We start from the raw sequence: 17,679 nt of genomic DNA on the forward strand, positions 1-17,679 counted from the left end.
CCATGGAAATCTCCAACCTTCTCGACGCCAGCCTCATACCTGCCGAGCGGCAGCGCCTGCTCCTGCAGCGTATCGAAGAGGATGGTCGCATCGCTTCCGTCCAGGCGGCGCTGGATTTCGCGGTGTCGGAGGACACCATCCGCCGCGACCTCAAGGAACTCGCCGACGCCGGCCTGATCGAGCGCGTGCATGGCGGCGCCTTGCGCAAGTCCCGTACTTCACATCGATTTGATCGGCGCCTGATCAGCAGCGAGGCGCAGAAGAAACAGCTGGCGGGCTACGCCTTGCGTTTCGTCGAACGGGGCATGGTCGTCCTGCTCGACCAGAGCACCAGCAATTTGATGCTGGCGCACCAGCTTCCGGTCGAGGCCGGCCTCACCGTGATTACCCCCTCGCCCGATATCGCAGTCGCCGTACTCGACCGCGGCGTCGGCAAATTGGTGCTGATCGGCGGGCAGGTCGATACCCAGTCCCGCAGCGCCAGCGGTGCCGGGGCGCTCGAACAGGTTGCCTTCCTCAAGCCCGATCTATGCTTCCTTGGCGCCTGCGCCGTCGATCGGGTCGAGGGCGTAACCGTGGTCGACCACGACGATGCCTGTCTCAAGCGCGCCATGGTCGCCGCCTCCCGCTCGACGGTGGCCTTGATCACCGCCGAGAAGCTCGACACACGCTCGGCCTATCAGGTGATGCCATTCGATCGCCTCGATCACATGGTCACCGAGAATGCGACCTCGAACACAATCCTGCAGCGCTACAGCGAAAGCGGCGTGGAGATCCACCTTGTCTGAAACGTCCCTTTATCGGCCTGGCTGGCAGGTCTGGCACCCGACCGCCGCAAGCTTCTACGTCAATGGCGCGCTCTATGGCGTCTGGGCCACGCAGATCCCTCTCGCCAAGGAACGGCTGGGGCTCGACCCCATCGTGCTGAGCATCGTCCTGCTGATGCTCGGCGCCGGAGCCGTGCTCGCCATGGCCGGCAGCGGCTGGATCATCCAGCGTATCGGCACGGCGGCACTCATCCGGCTGAGTGGCGTGATTTTCGCGGCCCTGCTGCCGATCATTCCCCTCATGCCGGACGTCTGGCTTCTCTCCGCCGTCGTCTTCCTGTTCGGCGCCAGTGGCGGCTGCATGGATGTGGCGATGAATGCCGATGCGGCCAGGATCGAGAAGCAGGTCGGGCGCCCCTATATGTCTTCGTTCCACGGCATGTGGAGCCTCGGAGGGTTGACCGGAGCCGGTATCGCCACCCTGTTGCTGCGTTGGACCGATGGCGCTTCCCAGGCGTTGATCATCACGGTGGGGTTGGTCGCGATCTTCGCCTGGGGGCAGAGAGGCCTTGCCCCCGGCAAGGTCGAGGCTGCTGTCGGCGGCGGTAAATCACCCTCCTTGCGTCCGGCCCTCCTTGCCGTCGTGGTCGGCCTGATGGCCGCCCTCGCCTTCAGCGGAGAAGGTGTCGTGCTGGATTGGGCGGCCGTCTTCCTGCGCGAGCAACTGGGAGCGGGCCAGGAACTTGCCAATGTCGGCTATGCCGCCTTCGCGGGAGCGATGGCGAGCGTGCGCTTTCTGGGTGATCCCATCCGCCGTCATGTCGATGGCGTCTATCTGGTCCGGGGCGGCTGCCTGCTCGCCGTGATCGGGCTTTTGATGGGGCCTCTCTCCGGCAATGTCTATGTCGCCATCGTCGGCTATGGCTTGACCGGCATCGGCTTTGCCAATGTGGTGCCTGTCCTGTTCAGCACGGCCGGCGCCATGCCCCGCCCTGAGGTGCAGATCGCAACGGTATCGACCATGGGCTACGCCGGCCTGCTGGTGGCTCCGCCGCTGCTTGGAACCGTCGCCCATGTGACCTCGTTCGCCGGTATCTTCTACGTGGCCGCCATCTTCACCGTGATCATAGCGCTGCTGGCCCAGGTCTGTGCGCCCCGGTCCGCGCGCTCCCTGGCCGTTGGCGACGCTCCGCTATAGAAGCGGGCTGACGAGCCGCGCGAGATTCTCGGCGACCTTGCGGATCCAGGGACGCCGGCGCCATTCTCCAAGGTCGAGCCTGTCGCTGCCCGCGAAATAGTCGTCCTGCATGCGCCGCAATCGCAGCGTGACCTCGCGATCGTAGATCACGACCGTAACCTCCGAGTTCAGGACGAAGGAGCGCATGTCCATGTTGCTCGAGCCGATCAGGGCAATTTCGGTATCGATCGACACGTTCTTGGCATGCAGGAACTTGTCCCGGAACAGGTGGATGTTCACGCCTGCCGCAAGCAGTCCCCCATAATAGGACTGCTGGGCGAAACGCACGATGCGATGGTCCGAAACCTTGGGCACGACCAGATGTACGGCCACGCCGCGCAGCACGGCAATCTGCATCGCCTTGTGGACGGCCTCACTCGGAATGAAATAAGGCGTGACGATCACCACCCGCTGCAGGGCCGAATGAATGGCGGTGACCATCAGGCTCTCGATGCCCCCGATCCGATAATCCGGCCCGCTCGGCAACACCTGCATGGCCAGCGTGCCACAGGCCGATGTCGGCGACATCACGCTGTCGAGTGGCAGCGCCTCCTCCGTCTCCAGAAACCAGTCGGCGATGAAGACGGCTTGCAGTTCCAACACCACTGGCCCTTCCAGGCGCAGCATCAACTCCTGGTTGGAGATGTCGAGGACTGTCCGGGCCGCGATGATGTTTTGAGAACCGACATAGCCCACGCGCCCGTCCATCACCGCAATCTTGCGATGATTGCGCAGGTCTGCCCGCGCCGACTTGCGCCGGAAGAAGGTGACCGGAAGTATGGGATGGCCTTCGACGCCATATTCGGCAAGCGTCGTCAGTACGCTGCGTGCCCATTGCCTGGAACCGACGGCATCGATGAGGACACGGCACTTCACGCCACGGGCCTGGGCGCGGCCAAGGGCCTGCATCACCGTCTGTCCGACCTCGTCGTCGGAAAAGATGTAGAATAGTAGATGGACATGATGCTGGGCGGCGTCGATGTCGGACACCAGCCGATCGACCATCCGCGAATAGTCGGCCAGGAAATCCACCCTCGCCCCATCGACGACCGGTAGCTTGCCCACTCTTTCGATCAGCACCGCGGCACGCGTGAAGCGCCGGGGCAGCCGCTCGCGCGCGACTTCGGTGAGTTCGCGAACCTTGTCCGCGGACAGGCTCAGGATATCCGGCAGGCGCTCGAAACGCTTACGCCGCCAGCGCGGATAGGTAGCGCGCCCGATCAGGAGATAAAGCACCAGCGCCGGCCAGGGCAGGAACATCACCAGCAGCAGCCAGCTTCGCGCCGCGTCCGAATTGCGACGGAACGGCACCACCACGATCATGACGAGGCGCACGGCCCATTCGGAATAGAAATAGGCCCACGCCAACACGCCCAAACCCGGCAAGGTCAGATCGGAGAACGACAAGGCTGGCCTTTCCATAGAAAAACCCACGCAGTGGACTGCGTGGGTGCGACTTGCGTCAGATGAAAAATCCTCAAAGCGTTTTGCAATCCGACGAAATCGCCAAGTATCGCAAAGACGTGTCCAAACAAGGAGTTAGAGCAAAAGTACGTTTTTTCAAAAACGCGCTTTGCTCTAAGGGATCTCACCCCTTACGGGCACTGCACGCGGCGATACCGCACGTTGCCGTAGTAGTCATAGTAACGACGGGTGCAAGCACGCGGCGTGGTTTCGGCACCGACGATGGCACCGGCAGCACCGCCGAGCACACCACCGACGATGGCGCCGCCGGCCGAACGCGTGGCCAGGCCACCGATCAGCGCGCCGCCACCAGCACCGATGGCAGCGCCACCGAGCGCGCGGTCACCGCGCGAATATTCCGAGCAGCCCGCGAGCAAAAGCCCTGCAGCTGCTACGATCAAAAGCTTCTTCATGGGAGATCCTCCGTGGATGCCGATCCGTATCGATCATATACAGATACAACCGAGTGCAAAGCCCAATTCTTACATCATGCACACCATGAACCGGAGATGAATGACTAGGTAAGGATAGCTCGTGCTTCAGATGCCATCGCTTTCAGCCCGGGCCGGAGCATTTCACTACCGACTCAACCGAAATGACGCATCTTACCGACATACTAACTTCTACGGCGAAGACAAGTTCCCCTTCGTGTACCAGTGCCTTTCGAGGGTCGGAAAGTAGCCTTGAACAGCGCTTCTCTCGCAACTGCGAAAAGGCCGCTTGCACCAGCGCGCCATGACGATTAAGCGGGAATGTACGGAAATCTAGATAGTTTGGAGCGACAAGCGATGGAAGCGCTCTTCATCGGCCATGCCTATATCGACGTGACCTTCGTGGCGGATGACATGCCGCGCGGCGATGAAAAGTCGGTAGCCAAGGACTATGCCGTAGCATTCGGCGGCAACGCCACGACGGCCGCTTTCTGCTGCGCCAAGCTTGGTGTGATACCCGATCTGATCACCACCAACTCGAACGACTGGCTCGGCCGCATGTTCATGGACATGGCGGCGAAGTACGGCATCTCCGTCCATCCTCGCAAGGTCAAGCGTTCCTCGCTCTCCTTCATCATGCCCAAGGACGGCAAGCGCGCCATCGTTCGCGCCCGCGACGATGACTATCTGCATCCCTATCCGCATCTCAATCTCGGCAATTGCCGCGCCCTGCATCTCGACGGCCATCTGGCGGATGCCGCGCTCTACTATGCCAAGGAATTCCGCAAGCTCGGCCGGTTGGTTTCGCTCGATGGCGGTGGCATGCGCTCCAACACCGACGAATTGCTCAACTATGTCGATGTCGCCGTGGTGGCCGAGCGCCTGTGCGAGCAAATGAACCTGTCCGAGACCGAGATGCTCGATTATCTTAAGGGCAAGGGCTGCAAGATCGCCGGCGTGACTGCCGGCGAGCGTGGCATGCTGTGGTATGACGAGAGCGGCAAGGTGCAGCGCCTGCCCGCGCTTAACGTGCCCAAGGCCGCGGTGGTCGATACCAACGGCGCCGGCGACATCTTCCATGGCGCCTATATGTATTCCTATCTCAGCCGCCCCCTGTCGCGCTGGGAGGAGCATTTCCGTTTCGCGCGCGGTGCATCTACCCACGCGATCCAGTTTCTCGGCAACGAAGCCAAGCTGCCCACCCGGGGTGATGTGGAATCCATCGAAACGCGGTTCCAGCCGGTGGCCTCTTCCTGATTTTCTTGCCAGCCGGCGGGCCCTCAAGACCTGCCGGACAATTTCGACGAACCCTTTGCCGACGAACCCCTTGCCATGGCCGGCTATGTCGCCCTCCTCTACAGCATCGTGCTGACGCCGCAGCGGCGGGTAGTGATGGACGAATTGCGCGCGATCGCCACTGGCTGCGGGTTTGAGCATCCCCGTACCCTGGCCTCGACCGGCAATCTCGTCTTCGAAGCGCCCGAACAAGACATCACGACCCTCGAAACCCGGCTGGAGGCCGGCTTCCTGAGCCATTACGGCAAACACGTCGACATCATCATACGCAGCACGGAGGACTGGCTGCGCACGGTTGCCGGCAACCCGTTTCCAGTCGAGTCCGAGCGTGACGGCAGCCTCGTCATTGCCCGTTTGATGCGCGCACCGCTCGGCCAGGACGTTCTGGTCAACAAGCTGGAGCGCTATCTCGACAAGGGCGAACGCCTTGCCCTGGTCGAAGGCGATCTATGGATCGCCTTCGCGGGACGCCCGAGCGAAAGCCGCCTGGCCGGCGCCCTCTCCACCAAACGGCTCGGCATCGGCACCGCGCGCAATTGGAACACCATACGCGGCCTCGGCCAGATGCTGTCCTGAGGCGAAACGCCGGGAACGCTTGCGACCCCGGCGTTTCGGCATCACCCCTGCGTGGCCTGCGCCTCGGCCACGGCCACGGCCGTCATGTTGACCACGCCGCGCACCGTGACGGCACGATTGAGGATGTGGGCCGGCTTGGCGGCACCGATCAGGATCGGGCCGACGGGCAGGGCATCCGCCAGCATGCGGGTGAGCTGGAAAGCGATGTTGGCGGCATCCAGATTAGGCATGACCAGCACATTCGCCTCGCCCCGCAGCCGCGATGAACTCAGCTTGAGGTCGCGCAGGCTTTCATCCAGCGCCGTATCCGCCTGCATCTCGCCATCGGCCTCCAGATCGGGGCGCTGCTCGACCAGGAGTTCCAGAGCCCTGCGCATCTTGCGGGCCGCCTCGGTGTCATAGGAGCCGAAATCGGAATGCGACAGCAGGGCAATCTTCGGGTCGATGCCGAAGCGGCGGACATGCTCGGCCGCCAGGATCGCCATCTCGGCGATCTCCTCCGCACAGGGGTCGGGCTTGACCTGGGTGTCGCAGATGAAGAATGCGCCCTTGGCCGTCAGCACCAGGGACAGGGCTGAATAATCGCGTACGCCGGGTGCCAGGCCGATGATCTGACGCACATAGCGCAGATGGCGCATATAGGCCCCTTCCAGCCCGCAGATCATGGCATCGGCATCGCCGCGATGCAGGGCCAGCGCCGCAATTACCGACGTGTTCGAGCGCACGATGGTACGCGCCGTGTCCGGCGTAACACCACCGCGCCCGGCCAGATGGTGGTAGAGCGACCAGTAATCCTTGTAGCGCGGATCATCCGCTGGATCGATCACCTCGAAATCCTGCCCCGGCTTGATCGTCAGGCCGAAGCGCTGGATGCGGGTTTCGATCACGGAAGGGCGACCGATCAGGATCGGGCGGGCGAGCCCCTCCTCCAACAAGACTTGGGCCGCGCGCAGCACGCGCTCGTCCTCGCCTTCGGCATAGACCACGCGTTTGGGATCAGCCTTGGCGGCGGTGAACAGCGGCTTCATCACGAAGCCGGAGCGGAAGACGAAACGCGTCAGGCTCTCGGCATAGGCTTCCAGATCGGTGATCGGACGGGTCGCCACGCCGGTTTCCTGGGCAGCCCGCGCCACGGCCGGGGCAATACGCAGGATCAGGCGCGGATCGAAGGGTGAAGGAATGAGGGAATCGGCGCCGAAGCGACGGCTCTCGCCGCCATAGGCGCGCGCCACCACATCCGACGGTGTCTCGCGGGCGAGGGCCGCGATCGCCTCGACGGCCGCGTGCTTCATCTCCTCGTTGATGGTGGTGGCCCCGCAGTCGAGGGCGCCGCGGAAGATGTAGGGGAAGCACAGGACGTTGTTGACCTGGTTCGGGAAATCCGAGCGCCCCGTGCAGATCATGGCATCCGGGCGGGTCGCCTTGGCGAGTTCGGGCATGATCTCAGGAAACGGATTGGCGAGCGCCATGATCAGCGGATTATGCGCCATGCGCGCGATCATCTCGGGCTTGAGCACGCCGCCGGCAGAGAGGCCGAGGAACACGTCGGCTCCCTCGATGATGTCGTTGAGGGTGCGCGCCTCGGTTTCCTGGGCGTAGACGTCCTTCCAGGGATCCATCAGTTCGGCGCGGCCCTTATAGACCACCCCCTTGATGTCGGAGATGAAGATGTTCTCGCGCTTCGCACCGAGCGAAACCAGGAGATTGAGACAGGCCAGGGCCGCCGCGCCGGCCCCCGACGCCACGATCTTGACCTCGCTGATCGCCTTGCCGGCGAGTTCCAGGCCGTTGCGCACGGCGGCACCGACGATGATGGCGGTGCCATGCTGGTCGTCATGGAAGACCGGGATCGCCATGCGCTCACGCAGGAGGCGCTCGACCTCGAAGCATTCGGGCGCCTTGATGTCCTCGAGGTTGATGCCGCCGAAGGTCGGCTCCAGCGCCGCGACAACGGTGACGATCTCCTCGATCGACCTGGAGGCGATCTCGATGTCGAAGACATCGATGCCGGCAAACTTCTTGAACAGGACCGCCTTGCCCTCCATCACGGGCTTGGAGGCGAGCGGGCCGATGTCGCCGAGGCCGAGCACGGCGGTGCCGTTGGAGACGACGGCGACAAGATTGGCGCGCGCGGTCAGGTTGGCGGCCTCGAGCGGATCGGCGTGGATGGCCTCGCAGGCGGCGGCCACACCAGGCGAGTAGGCCAGAGCAAGGTCGCGCTGGTTGCCGAGCGGCTTGGTCGCCTGGATCTCCAGTTTCCCCGGCTTGGGATAGCGATGATAGATCAGCGCCCCAGTTCGCAGATCCTCGGACATGGTCGAGGAATTCGTGGGAGGTGCCGAGCCGGGCTGGACATCTGACATTGCGTTTCCCGTCCTGTTGGCTGGAGCAAAATGCGCTCATGACAGAACGCTGCCTTACTCCAGCTCTTTGTTTCCAAGCCAATCCGACGGATTGACTGAAGCGTCTTTGCAATTCTCGGTGGCTTCCTCAAATCGGTAGACGCTCTGGGCCGCGGGCCTACTCGGCCCTGGCCTTGTTCGTTTTAGCGCATGACGTCGCGGCCGCCAGCCCTAAGGCTGCTATTTTTCCTGGACGTTCAGACGAATATGCAGCTCACGCAGCTGCTTGGGCGTCGCCTCGGAGGGAGCGCCCATCAGGATATCCTCGGCACGCTGGTTCATCGGGAACAGTGAGATCTCCCTCAGATTTTGCTCACCCGCGAGCAGCATGACGATGCGGTCGACACCCGCTGCCATGCCCCCATGCGGCGGCGCGCCGTACTGGAAGGCCCGGTACATGCCGCCGAAGCGCTCGATCACCGTCTCCTCGCTGTGACCGGCGATCTCGAAGGCCTTCACCATTGCTTCCGGCTTGTGGTTGCGAATGCCGCCCGAGGCGATCTCGAAGCCGTTGCAGGCGATGTCATACTGATAGGCCTTCAGCGACAGCGGATCCTGAGTGGTAAGCGCTTCGAGGCCTCCTTGCGGCATGGAGAAGGGATTGTGCGCGAAATCGACCTGCTTCTCGTCCTCGTTCCACTCGAACATCGGGAAGTCGACGATCCAGGCGAGCTCGAAGCGGCTCTCGTCCACCAGCTTGAGATCGGTGCCGACCTTGGTGCGGGCGGCGCCGGCGAACTTGTAGAACTTGTTCGGATCGCCTGCGACGAAGAAGGCGGCGTCGCCGGCCTTCAGGCCGAGCTGCAGCCGGATCGCCTCCGCCCTTTCAGGTCCGATATTGTTGGCGATCGGTCCGCGGGCGCCGATACCTTCGGCATTCGGATCCGCCTGCTTGCTGGTCTCGTCGGTCGCCTTGTCGAAGAAGAGGATATAGCCAAGGCCCGGCTGCCCCTCGCTTTGCGCCCAGGAGTTCATGCGGTCGGCGAAGGTGCGCTGGCCACCGCCAGGCCCAGGAATGGCCCAAACCTGATTGGCAGGATCTTCGAGCATGCGCGCGAAGACCTTGAAGTTCGAGCCACGGAAATGCTCGGAGACCTCCTGCATGATCAACGGATTGCGCAGATCCGGCTTGTCCGAACCATATTTGCGCAGCGCCTCCGCATAAGGAATGCGCGGCCACCCCTTGGTGACGCTTTTACCACCGGCGAATTCTTCGAAGATGCCGGTGATCACCGGCTCGATCGTGGCGAAGACGTCTTCCTGGGTGACGAAGCTCATTTCGAGGTCGAGCTGGTAGAACTCGCCCGGCAAGCGGTCGGCTCGCGGATCCTCATCGCGGAAGCAGGGAGCGATCTGGAAGTAGCGGTCGAAGCCCGCCATCATCAAAAGCTGCTTATATTGCTGGGGCGCCTGCGGCAAAGCGTAGAACTTGCCGGGATGGATGCGCGAGGGCACCAGGAAGTCGCGCGCGCCTTCCGGCGAGGAGGCCGTCAGAATTGGCGTCTGGAATTCGTTGAAGCCAGCGGCCTTCATGCGGGTGCGCATGCCATCGACGACCTTGCCGCGCAGCATGATGTTGTTGTGGATGCGTTCGCGCCTGAGATCGAGGAAGCGATATTTGAGGCGCGTCTCTTCTGGATAGTCCTGGTCGCCGAACACGGGCAGCGGCAATTCCGCCGCTTGGCCGAGCACCTCGATCTCGGTGACGTAGATTTCCACCAGACCGGTCGGCATTTCATGGTTTTCAGTGCCTTCGGGGCGCTTGCGCAGCTTGCCGTCCACCCGCACGACCCATTCCGAGCGCAGGGTCTCGGCCACCTTGAAGGCCGGTGAATCCGGATCGACCACGCATTGGGTCAGGCCGTAATGATCGCGCAGGTCGATGAACAGCAGGCCGCCATGGTCGCGGATGCGGTGGCACCAGCCGGAAAGCCGCACGTCCTGCCCAACGTGGTCGAGGCGAAGATCGGCGCAGGTGTGAGAACGGTAACGGTGCATAGGGCTGTCTTTCCGGACAAAGTGTTTTGCGATTGGACGGTATCACCGAGAATCGCAAAGACGCGTCAAATTATGGTGCCAGAGTATAAGTGCGTTTTCGCCGAAATGCGCTTCGCTCTGGAGTTTGAGGTCATAGACCCCAACGCCACGGTCGCCGTCAAGGTTGAGCTTGCCTTCTCCGGTATCGGACGGCCCTGAACGTGCATTCAGGGCCTAAAACCTTGCCATGTGACGCTGCGTGCCCGATAAGCATATTCATGCCACAATCTTCCGCCCACCCCGCCGTCATCATCACCACAACCCAGGATCTGGAAGCCGCCTGCGCCCGTCTCGCCGCCCATGCGTTCGTGACCGTCGACACGGAATTCCTGCGTGAAACCACCTTCTGGCCCAAGCTCTGCGTCGTCCAGGTCGCCAGCCCCGAGGAAGCCGTGGTCATCGATGCCCTGGCCGAGGGGCTCGACCTTGCCCCCCTGTTCGAGCTCTTGCGCGACGAGAAGGTGCTGAAGGTCTTCCACGCCGCCCGGCAGGATATCGAGATCGTCTGGCACCTGGCCGGCTTCATTCCCGCACCGCTGTTCGACACGCAGGTCGCCGCCATGGTGCTCGGCTATGGCGACTCCATTGCCTATGATCAACTGGTCCAGCGCATTACCAACGCCCATATCGACAAGTCCTCCCGTTTCACGGACTGGTCGAAGCGCCCCCTCACTCCCGCGCAGATCAATTACGCCGTTTCCGATGTCACCCATTTGCGCGACGTCTATCTCAAGCTTGCGGCATCGCTTGAGAAAAGAAAGAGAAGCCATTGGGTTGGCGACGAAATGTCTATCCTGACGTCGCCCGATACCTATCGGCAGGCCCCCGAAGATGCCTGGCGCCGGGTCAGCGGGCGCGTGCGCAAGCCGCGCGATCTCGCCGTTCTGATCGAAGTGGCGGCATGGCGCGAGCGCGAGGCCCAGTCCAAGAATGTACCGCGCTCGCGCGTGCTCAAGGATGACGCCATCACCGAAGTCGCGCTGCAGGCCCCTGACACGCCGGAGAAACTCGCCGGCATTCGCATGATCCCCAAAGGTTGGGAGCGCTCCCGTCCCGGCCTGGAATTGATCGAGGCAGTCAAGGCGGGCCTCGCGCGTGATCCCGCCAGCCTGCCGCGCCAGGCTCCCCCTCGCATTGCGAGCAACGGAGCCGGCGCCACCGTCGAACTGCTTAAGGTGCTGCTGAAGATGGTAGCCGAAAGCCAGGGCGTCGCCGCCAAGGTCATCGCCACCACCGATGACCTCGACATGATCGCCGACAGCGACACCGCCGACGTTCCGGCGCTGCACGGCTGGCGCCGGGAATTGTTCGGCGAGAAGGCGCTCGCCCTCAAGCATGGCAAGCTCGCGCTGGCGATCGAGCGCGGCAAGGTCGCGGCAATTAGCCGATAGCCGCCTGTAATTGACTTGCGCTATCAGCCAAGCGAAAGCTGGGCGAATCGTTGGATTCACTGACCGTATTGGCGCGGCGCAAGCAGGAGTGTGGGCATAAATGAAGGTCGCGGTTCTCGGCAGCGGCGTGATCGGAGTAACCTCCGCCTATTATCTGGCGAAGGCGGGACATGAGGTCGTCGTGCTGGATCGCCAGTCCGGCCCGGCTCTCGAGACCAGCTTCGCCAATGCCGGCGAGGTTTCCCCCGGCTATGCTTCGCCCTGGGCGGCTCCAGGCATCCCGCAAAAGGCGATCAAGTGGCTGTTGATGAAACACGCTCCACTGATCCTGCGCCCCCGCCCCGATGCGGCGATGGTCGCCTGGGTCTGGCGCATGCTGCTCAACTGCACCTCAGAGCGCTATGCGATCAACAAGAGCCGCATGGTTCGCCTTGCCGAATACAGCCGTGACAAGTTGATCGAGCTGAGGGCCGCCACCGGCATCAGCTATGACGAGCGCATGCAGGGCACGCTGCAGCTCTTCCGCACCCAAAAGCAGCTCGACGGCATCGGCAAGGATGTCGAGGTGCTCAAGCGCGACGGTGTTCCCTTCGAGGTCCTCGACGCGGATGGCTGCATCGCCGCCGAACCGGCTCTAACCCATGTTCGCTCCCTGATCCGCGGCGGCCTGCGGCTGCCCAATGACGAGACCGGTGATTGCTACAAATTCACCGGAGCGCTGGCACAACTCGCCGAAACGCTCGGCGTGCGCTTCCGTTACGGTGTCGAGGTCAAGCGGTTGTTGTTCGCCGGCGACAAGATCGAGGGTGTCGAGACCGGTGCCGGCGTCGAGAAGGCCGATGCCTATATCGCGGCTTTCGGCAGCTATACGCCCGATTTCGTCGCGCCTCTCGGCCTCAAGGTGCCTGTTTATCCGATCAAGGGCTATTCCCTCACCATTCCGATCGTCGATGAGAGCCGCGCGCCGGTCTCCACCATCATGGACGAGACCTACAAGATCGCGATCACCCGGCTGGGTGACCGCATCCGCGTCGGCGGCATGGCCGAGATCTCGGGCTTCAGCAAGGACCTGCCGCCGGCCCGCCGCGACACGCTGGCCCAGTCGGTGACCGATCTTTTCGGCGGCTCGGGCGATCTCGCCGCCGCGAGCTTCTGGTCGGGCCTGCGTCCGATGACGCCGGACGGTACCCCGGTGATCGGCCGCACCCGCTACAAGAACCTGCTGCTCAACACCGGCCACGGCACGCTGGGCTGGACCATGGCCTGCGGTTCCGGCCGGGTGATGGCCGATATCGTCGGCGGCAAGAAGCCGGAGATCGACGTCTCGGATCTGGGGCTGAGCCGGTATGGCTGAAACCTGAAAACGCCACCGCGCGAGCCAGTCGCGCCTCAATTCGCCGGCAGCATGGGCGCAAAGCAACGATCACACGTCAGGTATCGGCACGCGCCGCCTGTTTATCGTCATCCTGATCCCCCTCGCCCTCCTCAGCGGGACGGCGTTTTGCCTCGGCTGGTATCTGGTTCGAGATCTGCCGGCGATCAGCTTGAACGATCTCCGCCCTCTCGCGGCCTGCCCCGTCGCTGGAACCGAAGGCTCGGCGGATCTCACCGACAAAGTGGCGCGCTTCGTTCTCGCCATCGAAAGGGGCGATCCGTCTGATCGTTTCTGGGCATTATCGCTAGACATGACAGTCCGCTATGTCGCGGATCAGACATTTCCGCCGGATGCTTCCGAAGGCCGGAACCACCTGCAGCGCTGGGTGAGGGCCTTGCAACTACGTCTGACCCACGCCCGGGCTGAAATCGACCGCGCGTTTTTGGAGCGGGTCTATTTCGGTATGGGGGCCTATGGTTATCGCTGCGCCGCCATGGTCTATTTTGGCAAAGCCGCGAGCCAACTCAACGACCAAGACGCAGCCTTTCTCGCCGGCCTGATCAAAGCACCAAGCATCTATGGTCGCGATCAGACCGCCAGCGCGAAACGTCGCGAACAAGTTCTCGACACGTTGCGCCGTCGCGGCCTCATTGGCGAGATGGCGAGCAAAATCCCTTCGAACAGTGGGAAGACCTGAAAACGGTGGATGCCCCGCCTAACGCCCCCTACTCCGCCGCGACCGTAACGTTGTCAGCGGGATCGATGATGCGGATCGTCGCCTCACGGCCGATCAGGCGGCCGAGCGCCTTCATGCGGGCGTTGAGCCGCTCGCCCGCCAGCCCCTCCAGGTCCCGCGGAACGTCCAGCAACAATTTGCCGTGGCTGACATAGAGCGGGACGCGCGGCAGCACGCCCGGCATCGAGGCAGACAGGATATACCCCACCCGCATCAACCCGCCGAGGATGCGCGCCCGGTCGAGAATGCGCGCGGTAGCGATCTCGCGGATGCGGGGAGACAGCTCCTCCTCGTTCAGGCCGACATGGCGGAAATAGTTCGCCACCGCCATATAGGCACGGCCGCGATGGTCGACGCCGACAAAGGCGGCGTTGGCGATGATATTGAGGCTCTGCTCGCCACGATAATCGGGATGGGCGCGCCAGCCGATATCGGCCACCAGGCAGGCCGCATGGCGCTGGCGCTTTTCATCCGGGGTTTCGTCGATATGGGTTGATGCCATGAAACGGTCGCCCCAGCGCACCAGTTCCTCACCGTGCTGGGGCGAACGCGAGCGCAGGATATTGAGTTCGCTCGCCGCGCTGATCAGCGGATCGAGCTTACGGCTCTCCTCGTCCAGCAACGAATAGAGCAGCCCTTCGCGCACGCCCTGGGCCGAGATCACCACATCGCGCGGCTTGCCGGCCTTGATGACCTCGCTCATCACCGCCGCGCCATAGGCGAGCAGCGGCAGGCGCCCGGTCGAGACGGTGTCCTTGCCGATCAAGGTGGTGTTGTCGACCCGCATGATCAGCTTGCAGAAGTCGAGCATCTCGCGCGCCGGCACGCTGTAGCCATGCATGATGTGCAGGGGATAGCCGAGCTGCATCATGTGCAGCTTGGCGAGCGACCGCCAGGTCCCGCCGACGGCGTAGAAGGTGCGGTCCTTCAGATGTTTCAGTGGGTCCGCCTTGGCGAGCTTTTCCTGCGCAATCTTCGCCGCCTTGCGTACAGACTGGCCGGAGGTGTCCTGCAAGGCGAGCCCACCGAGAGGCGTCGTCATGCCCGCACCGGCGCGATGACCATGCACCTCGATCAGTTCGAGGGAGCCGCCACCCATGTCGCCCACGACACCATCCGGCATGTGGAAGCCCGAGATCACCCCATAAGCCGACAGGCGCGCCTCGCGCTTACCCGACAGCACTTCGATCTCAGCACGGCAGATCGCCGTGGCGCGAGCGATGAATTCCTCGCCATCCTCGGCATCGCGCGCCGCAGCCGTCGCCAGCACATAGAGGTCCTTCACGCCCATGGTGTCGCACAAGGCGCGGAAGCGCACCAGAGCGGCATAGGCCTTGGCGACAGCGCTTGGATCAAGGCGCTTGGTGGTCATCACGCCGCGGCCGAGGCCGCACAGCACCTTCTCGTTGAAGACGGCTGTCGGGCTGCGCGTCAGCCCTTCATAGACCACGAGACGAACCGAGTTGGAGCCGATGTCGATGGTCGCGATCGGCGGACCCTGGCAGATGCGGCCCTGTGCGAATCCGGGCTGCCACGGCCTCGGACCCGCAATATCGGCGGCCTGGACGTGAGGAACGGTATCAGCGTCTGCGGCTGAGGAGCGTTCTGGGAGAATTGTGTTCAAGAGATTTGCCTCGTCCCGATAGGCTGGGATTGGTCATGAAATATTTATGGGCGTTGAAGGGCTCTTCATCAGGCTGCGGGACTATGCGTTCGGCGGTCCCATCGGGCAAGATGCTCCAGCTCTGTTGGTTGTCGATAAGGTTGGCGATCATGATCTGATCGAGGACCTGCTCGTGCACCGTCGGATTGAGGATCGGGCAGAGCGCTTCGACGCGGCGGTCGAGGTTGCGTTCCATCAGATCGGCCGAGGAAATGTAGAGGGCCGCCTTCTGGTGCGGCAGGCCATGCCCGTTGCCGAAGGCGTAGATGCGGCCATGCTCCAGGAAGCGGCCGACGATCGACTTGACGCGGATGTTCTCCGACAGGCCCGGCACTCCCGGCCGCAGGCAGCAGATGCCGCGCACCACCAGATCCACCTGCACTCCCGCCTGGCTGGCGGCATAAAGCGCATCAATGATCATGGTATCGACCAGCGAATTGCACTTGGCCCAGATCGCCGCTGGCCTGCCGGCCTTGGCGTGCTCGATCTCGGCGTTGATGTGATCGAGGATGCGTTGCTTCAGCGAGACGGGCGAGACCGCCATGCGTTCCAGCGCCGCCGGCTCGGCATAGCCGGTGATGAAGTTGAAGATACGCGAGACGTCGCGCGCGATCACAGGATCGGCGGTAAAGAAGGACAGGTCCGTGTAGATGCGTGCGGTGATCGGGTGGTAGTTGCCGGTGCCGACATGGCAATAGGATACGAGCTGGCCCATCTCGCGCCGCACCACCAGCGAGAGCTTGGCGTGGGTTTTCAGCTCGATGAAGCCGAACACCACCTGCACACCTGCACGCTCGAGGTCGCGCGCCCAGCGTATGTTGGCTTCCTCGTCGAAGCGCGCCTTCAGTTCCACCAGCGCCGTCACCGATTTGCCGGCCTCGGCCGCCTCGGCGAGTGCCTTGACGATCGGGCTGTTGGAGGAGGTGCGATAGAGTGTCTGCTTGATGGCGACCACGTTCGGATCGCGCGCCGCCTGGTTGAGAAACTGCACCACGACGTCAAAGGATTCGTAGGGATGGTGCACCAGGATGTCCTTCTGCCGGATGGCGGCGAAGGCATCGGCCCCATGATCGCGGATACGTTCGGGCGAACGCGGCGAATAGGGCTTGAATTTGAGGTCCGGACGGTCGAGCCCGACGAGTTGCGACAATTCGTTGAGGGCGAGCATACCCTCGACGCGAAAGACCGCGTCGTCGGCGACATCGAGTTCCTCGGTGACGAATTGGCGGATGCTGTCGGGCATGCCGGCTTCGATCTCAAGGCGGATCACCACGCCGCGCCGGCGCTGTTTCAACGCCGTCTCAAACAGTAGCACCAGGTCTTCGGCCTCTTCCTCGACTTCCAGATCCGAGTTGCGGATGACGCGGAAGGAGCCCTGCCCTTTCACGGTGTAGCCGGGAAACAGCTTGGCGATGAACAGCACCGCCAGATTTTCGAGCGTGATGTAGCGGGCCGCCCCTGTCTCGGCGAAATCCGGCAGGCGGATGAAGCGCTCCACCTTGTGCGGCGCGCGGATCAGGGCGTTCAACATGCGCCCGTCGCTGACGCGTTTGAGCTGCAGGGCGATGGTGAAGCCGAGATTGGGGATGAAGGGGAACGGATGGGCCGGATCCACCGCCAGCGGGGTGAGGATCGGAAAGATGTAGCTGAGGAAATAATCGTCCAGCCAGGCGCGCTCCGCCTTGGACAGATCGCGCGGCTCGGTGATCACGATGCCTTCGAGCAACAGATCGTCGCGCAACTCGGTCCAGCGTTTCTGCTGGTCGCTGGCAAGCTTGGATACGGCCTCGCCGATCTTGACGAGTTGTTCGGCCGGCGACAGGCCATCGGGGCTGCGCGCCGTGACGTCCTCTCGCACCTGGCCGATCAGGCCGGCGACGCGCACCATGAAGAACTCGTCGAGATTGCTGGCCGAGATCGACAGGAAGCGCAACTGCTCAAGCAGAGGGTGGCTCTTGTTGGACGCCTCCTCCAGCACGCGGCGATTGAATTGCAGCCAGGAAATTTCGCGGTTGATGAAGCGATCCGGGCTGACGCGCAGTGCGATCGGGTCCTGAGCAGGAGCCGCCTCGCGCGCCGTCTCGCCTCGCATCACACTCTCTTCCGCCGTCTGTGCCGTGCTGGTCATGGTCGTCAATGCCGCTCACTATGTCCCGGAGCAAACAAGCGTTTCCGTCTAAACGCGCTTTGCTCTCGCTCTCTGGTTCGACGCGTCCTTGCGATTCTTGGCGTGACCGCCAAATCGTAAAACGCTTTAGGCCGGCGTTACAGGTCCCGCCGGTCGGAATCGCTGCCCGTCATGGG

13 protein-coding genes are annotated in these 17,679 nt (G+C 63.1%); 7 read left to right on the forward strand and 6 right to left on the reverse strand.

Annotated features, from left to right (window positions below; all coding sequences use genetic code 11):
• The first annotated feature begins 2 nt into the window (after nucleotides 1-2).
• Together ACN6KF_RS09920 and ACN6KF_RS09925 are read left to right on the forward strand one after the other, a co-directional pair.
• The gene (locus ACN6KF_RS09920) at nucleotides 3-788 is read left to right on the forward strand and encodes a DeoR/GlpR family DNA-binding transcription regulator (RefSeq protein ID WP_434956685.1); all 786 of its coding nucleotides are present in this window, start codon (nucleotides 3-5) and stop codon (nucleotides 786-788) included.
• Complete coding sequence (locus ACN6KF_RS09925; protein ID WP_434956686.1) at nucleotides 781-1,965, forward strand: MFS transporter; 1,185 nt, start codon at nucleotides 781-783, stop codon at nucleotides 1,963-1,965. The genes ACN6KF_RS09920 and ACN6KF_RS09925 overlap by 8 nt, the downstream gene beginning before the upstream one ends.
• Here the strand turns inward: ACN6KF_RS09925 and cls are convergent.
• Nucleotides 1,960-3,411, reverse strand: a complete 1,452-nt coding sequence (gene cls, locus ACN6KF_RS09930; RefSeq protein WP_434956687.1) for a cardiolipin synthase — start codon at nucleotides 3,409-3,411, stop codon at nucleotides 1,960-1,962. The two genes, ACN6KF_RS09925 and cls, sit on opposite strands and share 6 nt — an antisense overlap.
• A gap of 188 nt (nucleotides 3,412-3,599) precedes the next feature.
• Entirely contained in the window at nucleotides 3,600-3,881 is a 282-nt protein-coding gene (locus ACN6KF_RS09935) for a bacteriocin (protein WP_105862901.1), read from the reverse strand.
• A 375-nt stretch (nucleotides 3,882-4,256) separates the two neighbouring features.
• Here ACN6KF_RS09935 and ACN6KF_RS09940 point away from each other — a divergent pair, with 375 nt between their 5' ends.
• Both ACN6KF_RS09940 and ACN6KF_RS09945 read left to right on the forward strand, forming a co-directional pair.
• Nucleotides 4,257-5,156 carry a sugar kinase gene (locus tag ACN6KF_RS09940; RefSeq protein WP_434956688.1) on the forward strand — a complete coding sequence of 300 codons (900 nt, stop codon included), beginning with the start codon at nucleotides 4,257-4,259 and terminating at the stop codon, nucleotides 5,154-5,156.
• Between the two features lie 75 nt (nucleotides 5,157-5,231).
• A complete protein-coding gene (locus ACN6KF_RS09945; RefSeq protein ID WP_434956689.1) occupies nucleotides 5,232-5,771 on the forward strand; it encodes a DUF1697 domain-containing protein in 540 nt (179 codons plus the stop codon).
• A 41-nt stretch (nucleotides 5,772-5,812) separates the two neighbouring features.
• On the opposite strand, the gene ACN6KF_RS09950 is transcribed toward ACN6KF_RS09945, so the two are convergent.
• Together ACN6KF_RS09950 and aspS are read right to left on the reverse strand one after the other, a co-directional pair.
• On the reverse strand, nucleotides 5,813-8,134 hold the full coding sequence (locus tag ACN6KF_RS09950) for an NADP-dependent malic enzyme (RefSeq protein ID WP_434956690.1): 2,322 nt from the start codon (nucleotides 8,132-8,134) through the stop codon (nucleotides 5,813-5,815).
• Nucleotides 8,135-8,353: 219 nt separating this feature from the next.
• Nucleotides 8,354-10,171 carry an aspartate--tRNA ligase gene (gene aspS / locus ACN6KF_RS09955; RefSeq protein ID WP_434956691.1) on the reverse strand — a complete coding sequence of 606 codons (1,818 nt, stop codon included), beginning with the start codon at nucleotides 10,169-10,171 and terminating at the stop codon, nucleotides 8,354-8,356.
• Between the two features lie 257 nt (nucleotides 10,172-10,428).
• Between aspS and rnd the strand changes: the two genes are divergently transcribed.
• The 3 genes from rnd (at nucleotide 10,429) to ACN6KF_RS09970 (ending at nucleotide 13,673) form a co-directional block, all read left to right on the forward strand.
• Nucleotides 10,429-11,601 (forward strand): ribonuclease D, encoded by a 1,173-nt coding sequence (gene rnd / locus ACN6KF_RS09960; RefSeq protein WP_434956692.1) that lies wholly within the window; start codon nucleotides 10,429-10,431, stop codon nucleotides 11,599-11,601.
• A 100-nt stretch (nucleotides 11,602-11,701) separates the two neighbouring features.
• On the forward strand, nucleotides 11,702-12,955 hold the full coding sequence (locus ACN6KF_RS09965; RefSeq protein ID WP_434956693.1) for a D-amino acid dehydrogenase: 1,254 nt from the start codon (nucleotides 11,702-11,704) through the stop codon (nucleotides 12,953-12,955).
• A 190-nt stretch (nucleotides 12,956-13,145) separates the two neighbouring features.
• Complete coding sequence (locus ACN6KF_RS09970) at nucleotides 13,146-13,673, forward strand: transglycosylase domain-containing protein (protein ID WP_434956694.1); 528 nt, start codon at nucleotides 13,146-13,148, stop codon at nucleotides 13,671-13,673.
• A gap of 28 nt (nucleotides 13,674-13,701) precedes the next feature.
• Here the strand turns inward: ACN6KF_RS09970 and ACN6KF_RS09975 are convergent, their stop codons facing one another.
• Nucleotides 13,702-15,264, reverse strand: coding sequence for a Ppx/GppA family phosphatase (locus tag ACN6KF_RS09975; RefSeq protein WP_434959646.1), 1,563 nt, complete (start codon nucleotides 15,262-15,264; stop codon nucleotides 13,702-13,704).
• Between the two features lie 28 nt (nucleotides 15,265-15,292).
• Nucleotides 15,293-17,467, reverse strand: coding sequence for an RNA degradosome polyphosphate kinase (locus tag ACN6KF_RS09980; RefSeq protein WP_434959647.1), 2,175 nt, complete (start codon nucleotides 17,465-17,467; stop codon nucleotides 15,293-15,295).
• Nucleotides 17,468-17,679 lie beyond the last annotated feature (212 nt).

This window comes from Labrys methylaminiphilus subsp. lupini, assembly GCF_051161885.1.
Classification (GTDB): domain Bacteria; phylum Pseudomonadota; class Alphaproteobacteria; order Rhizobiales; family Labraceae; genus Labrys.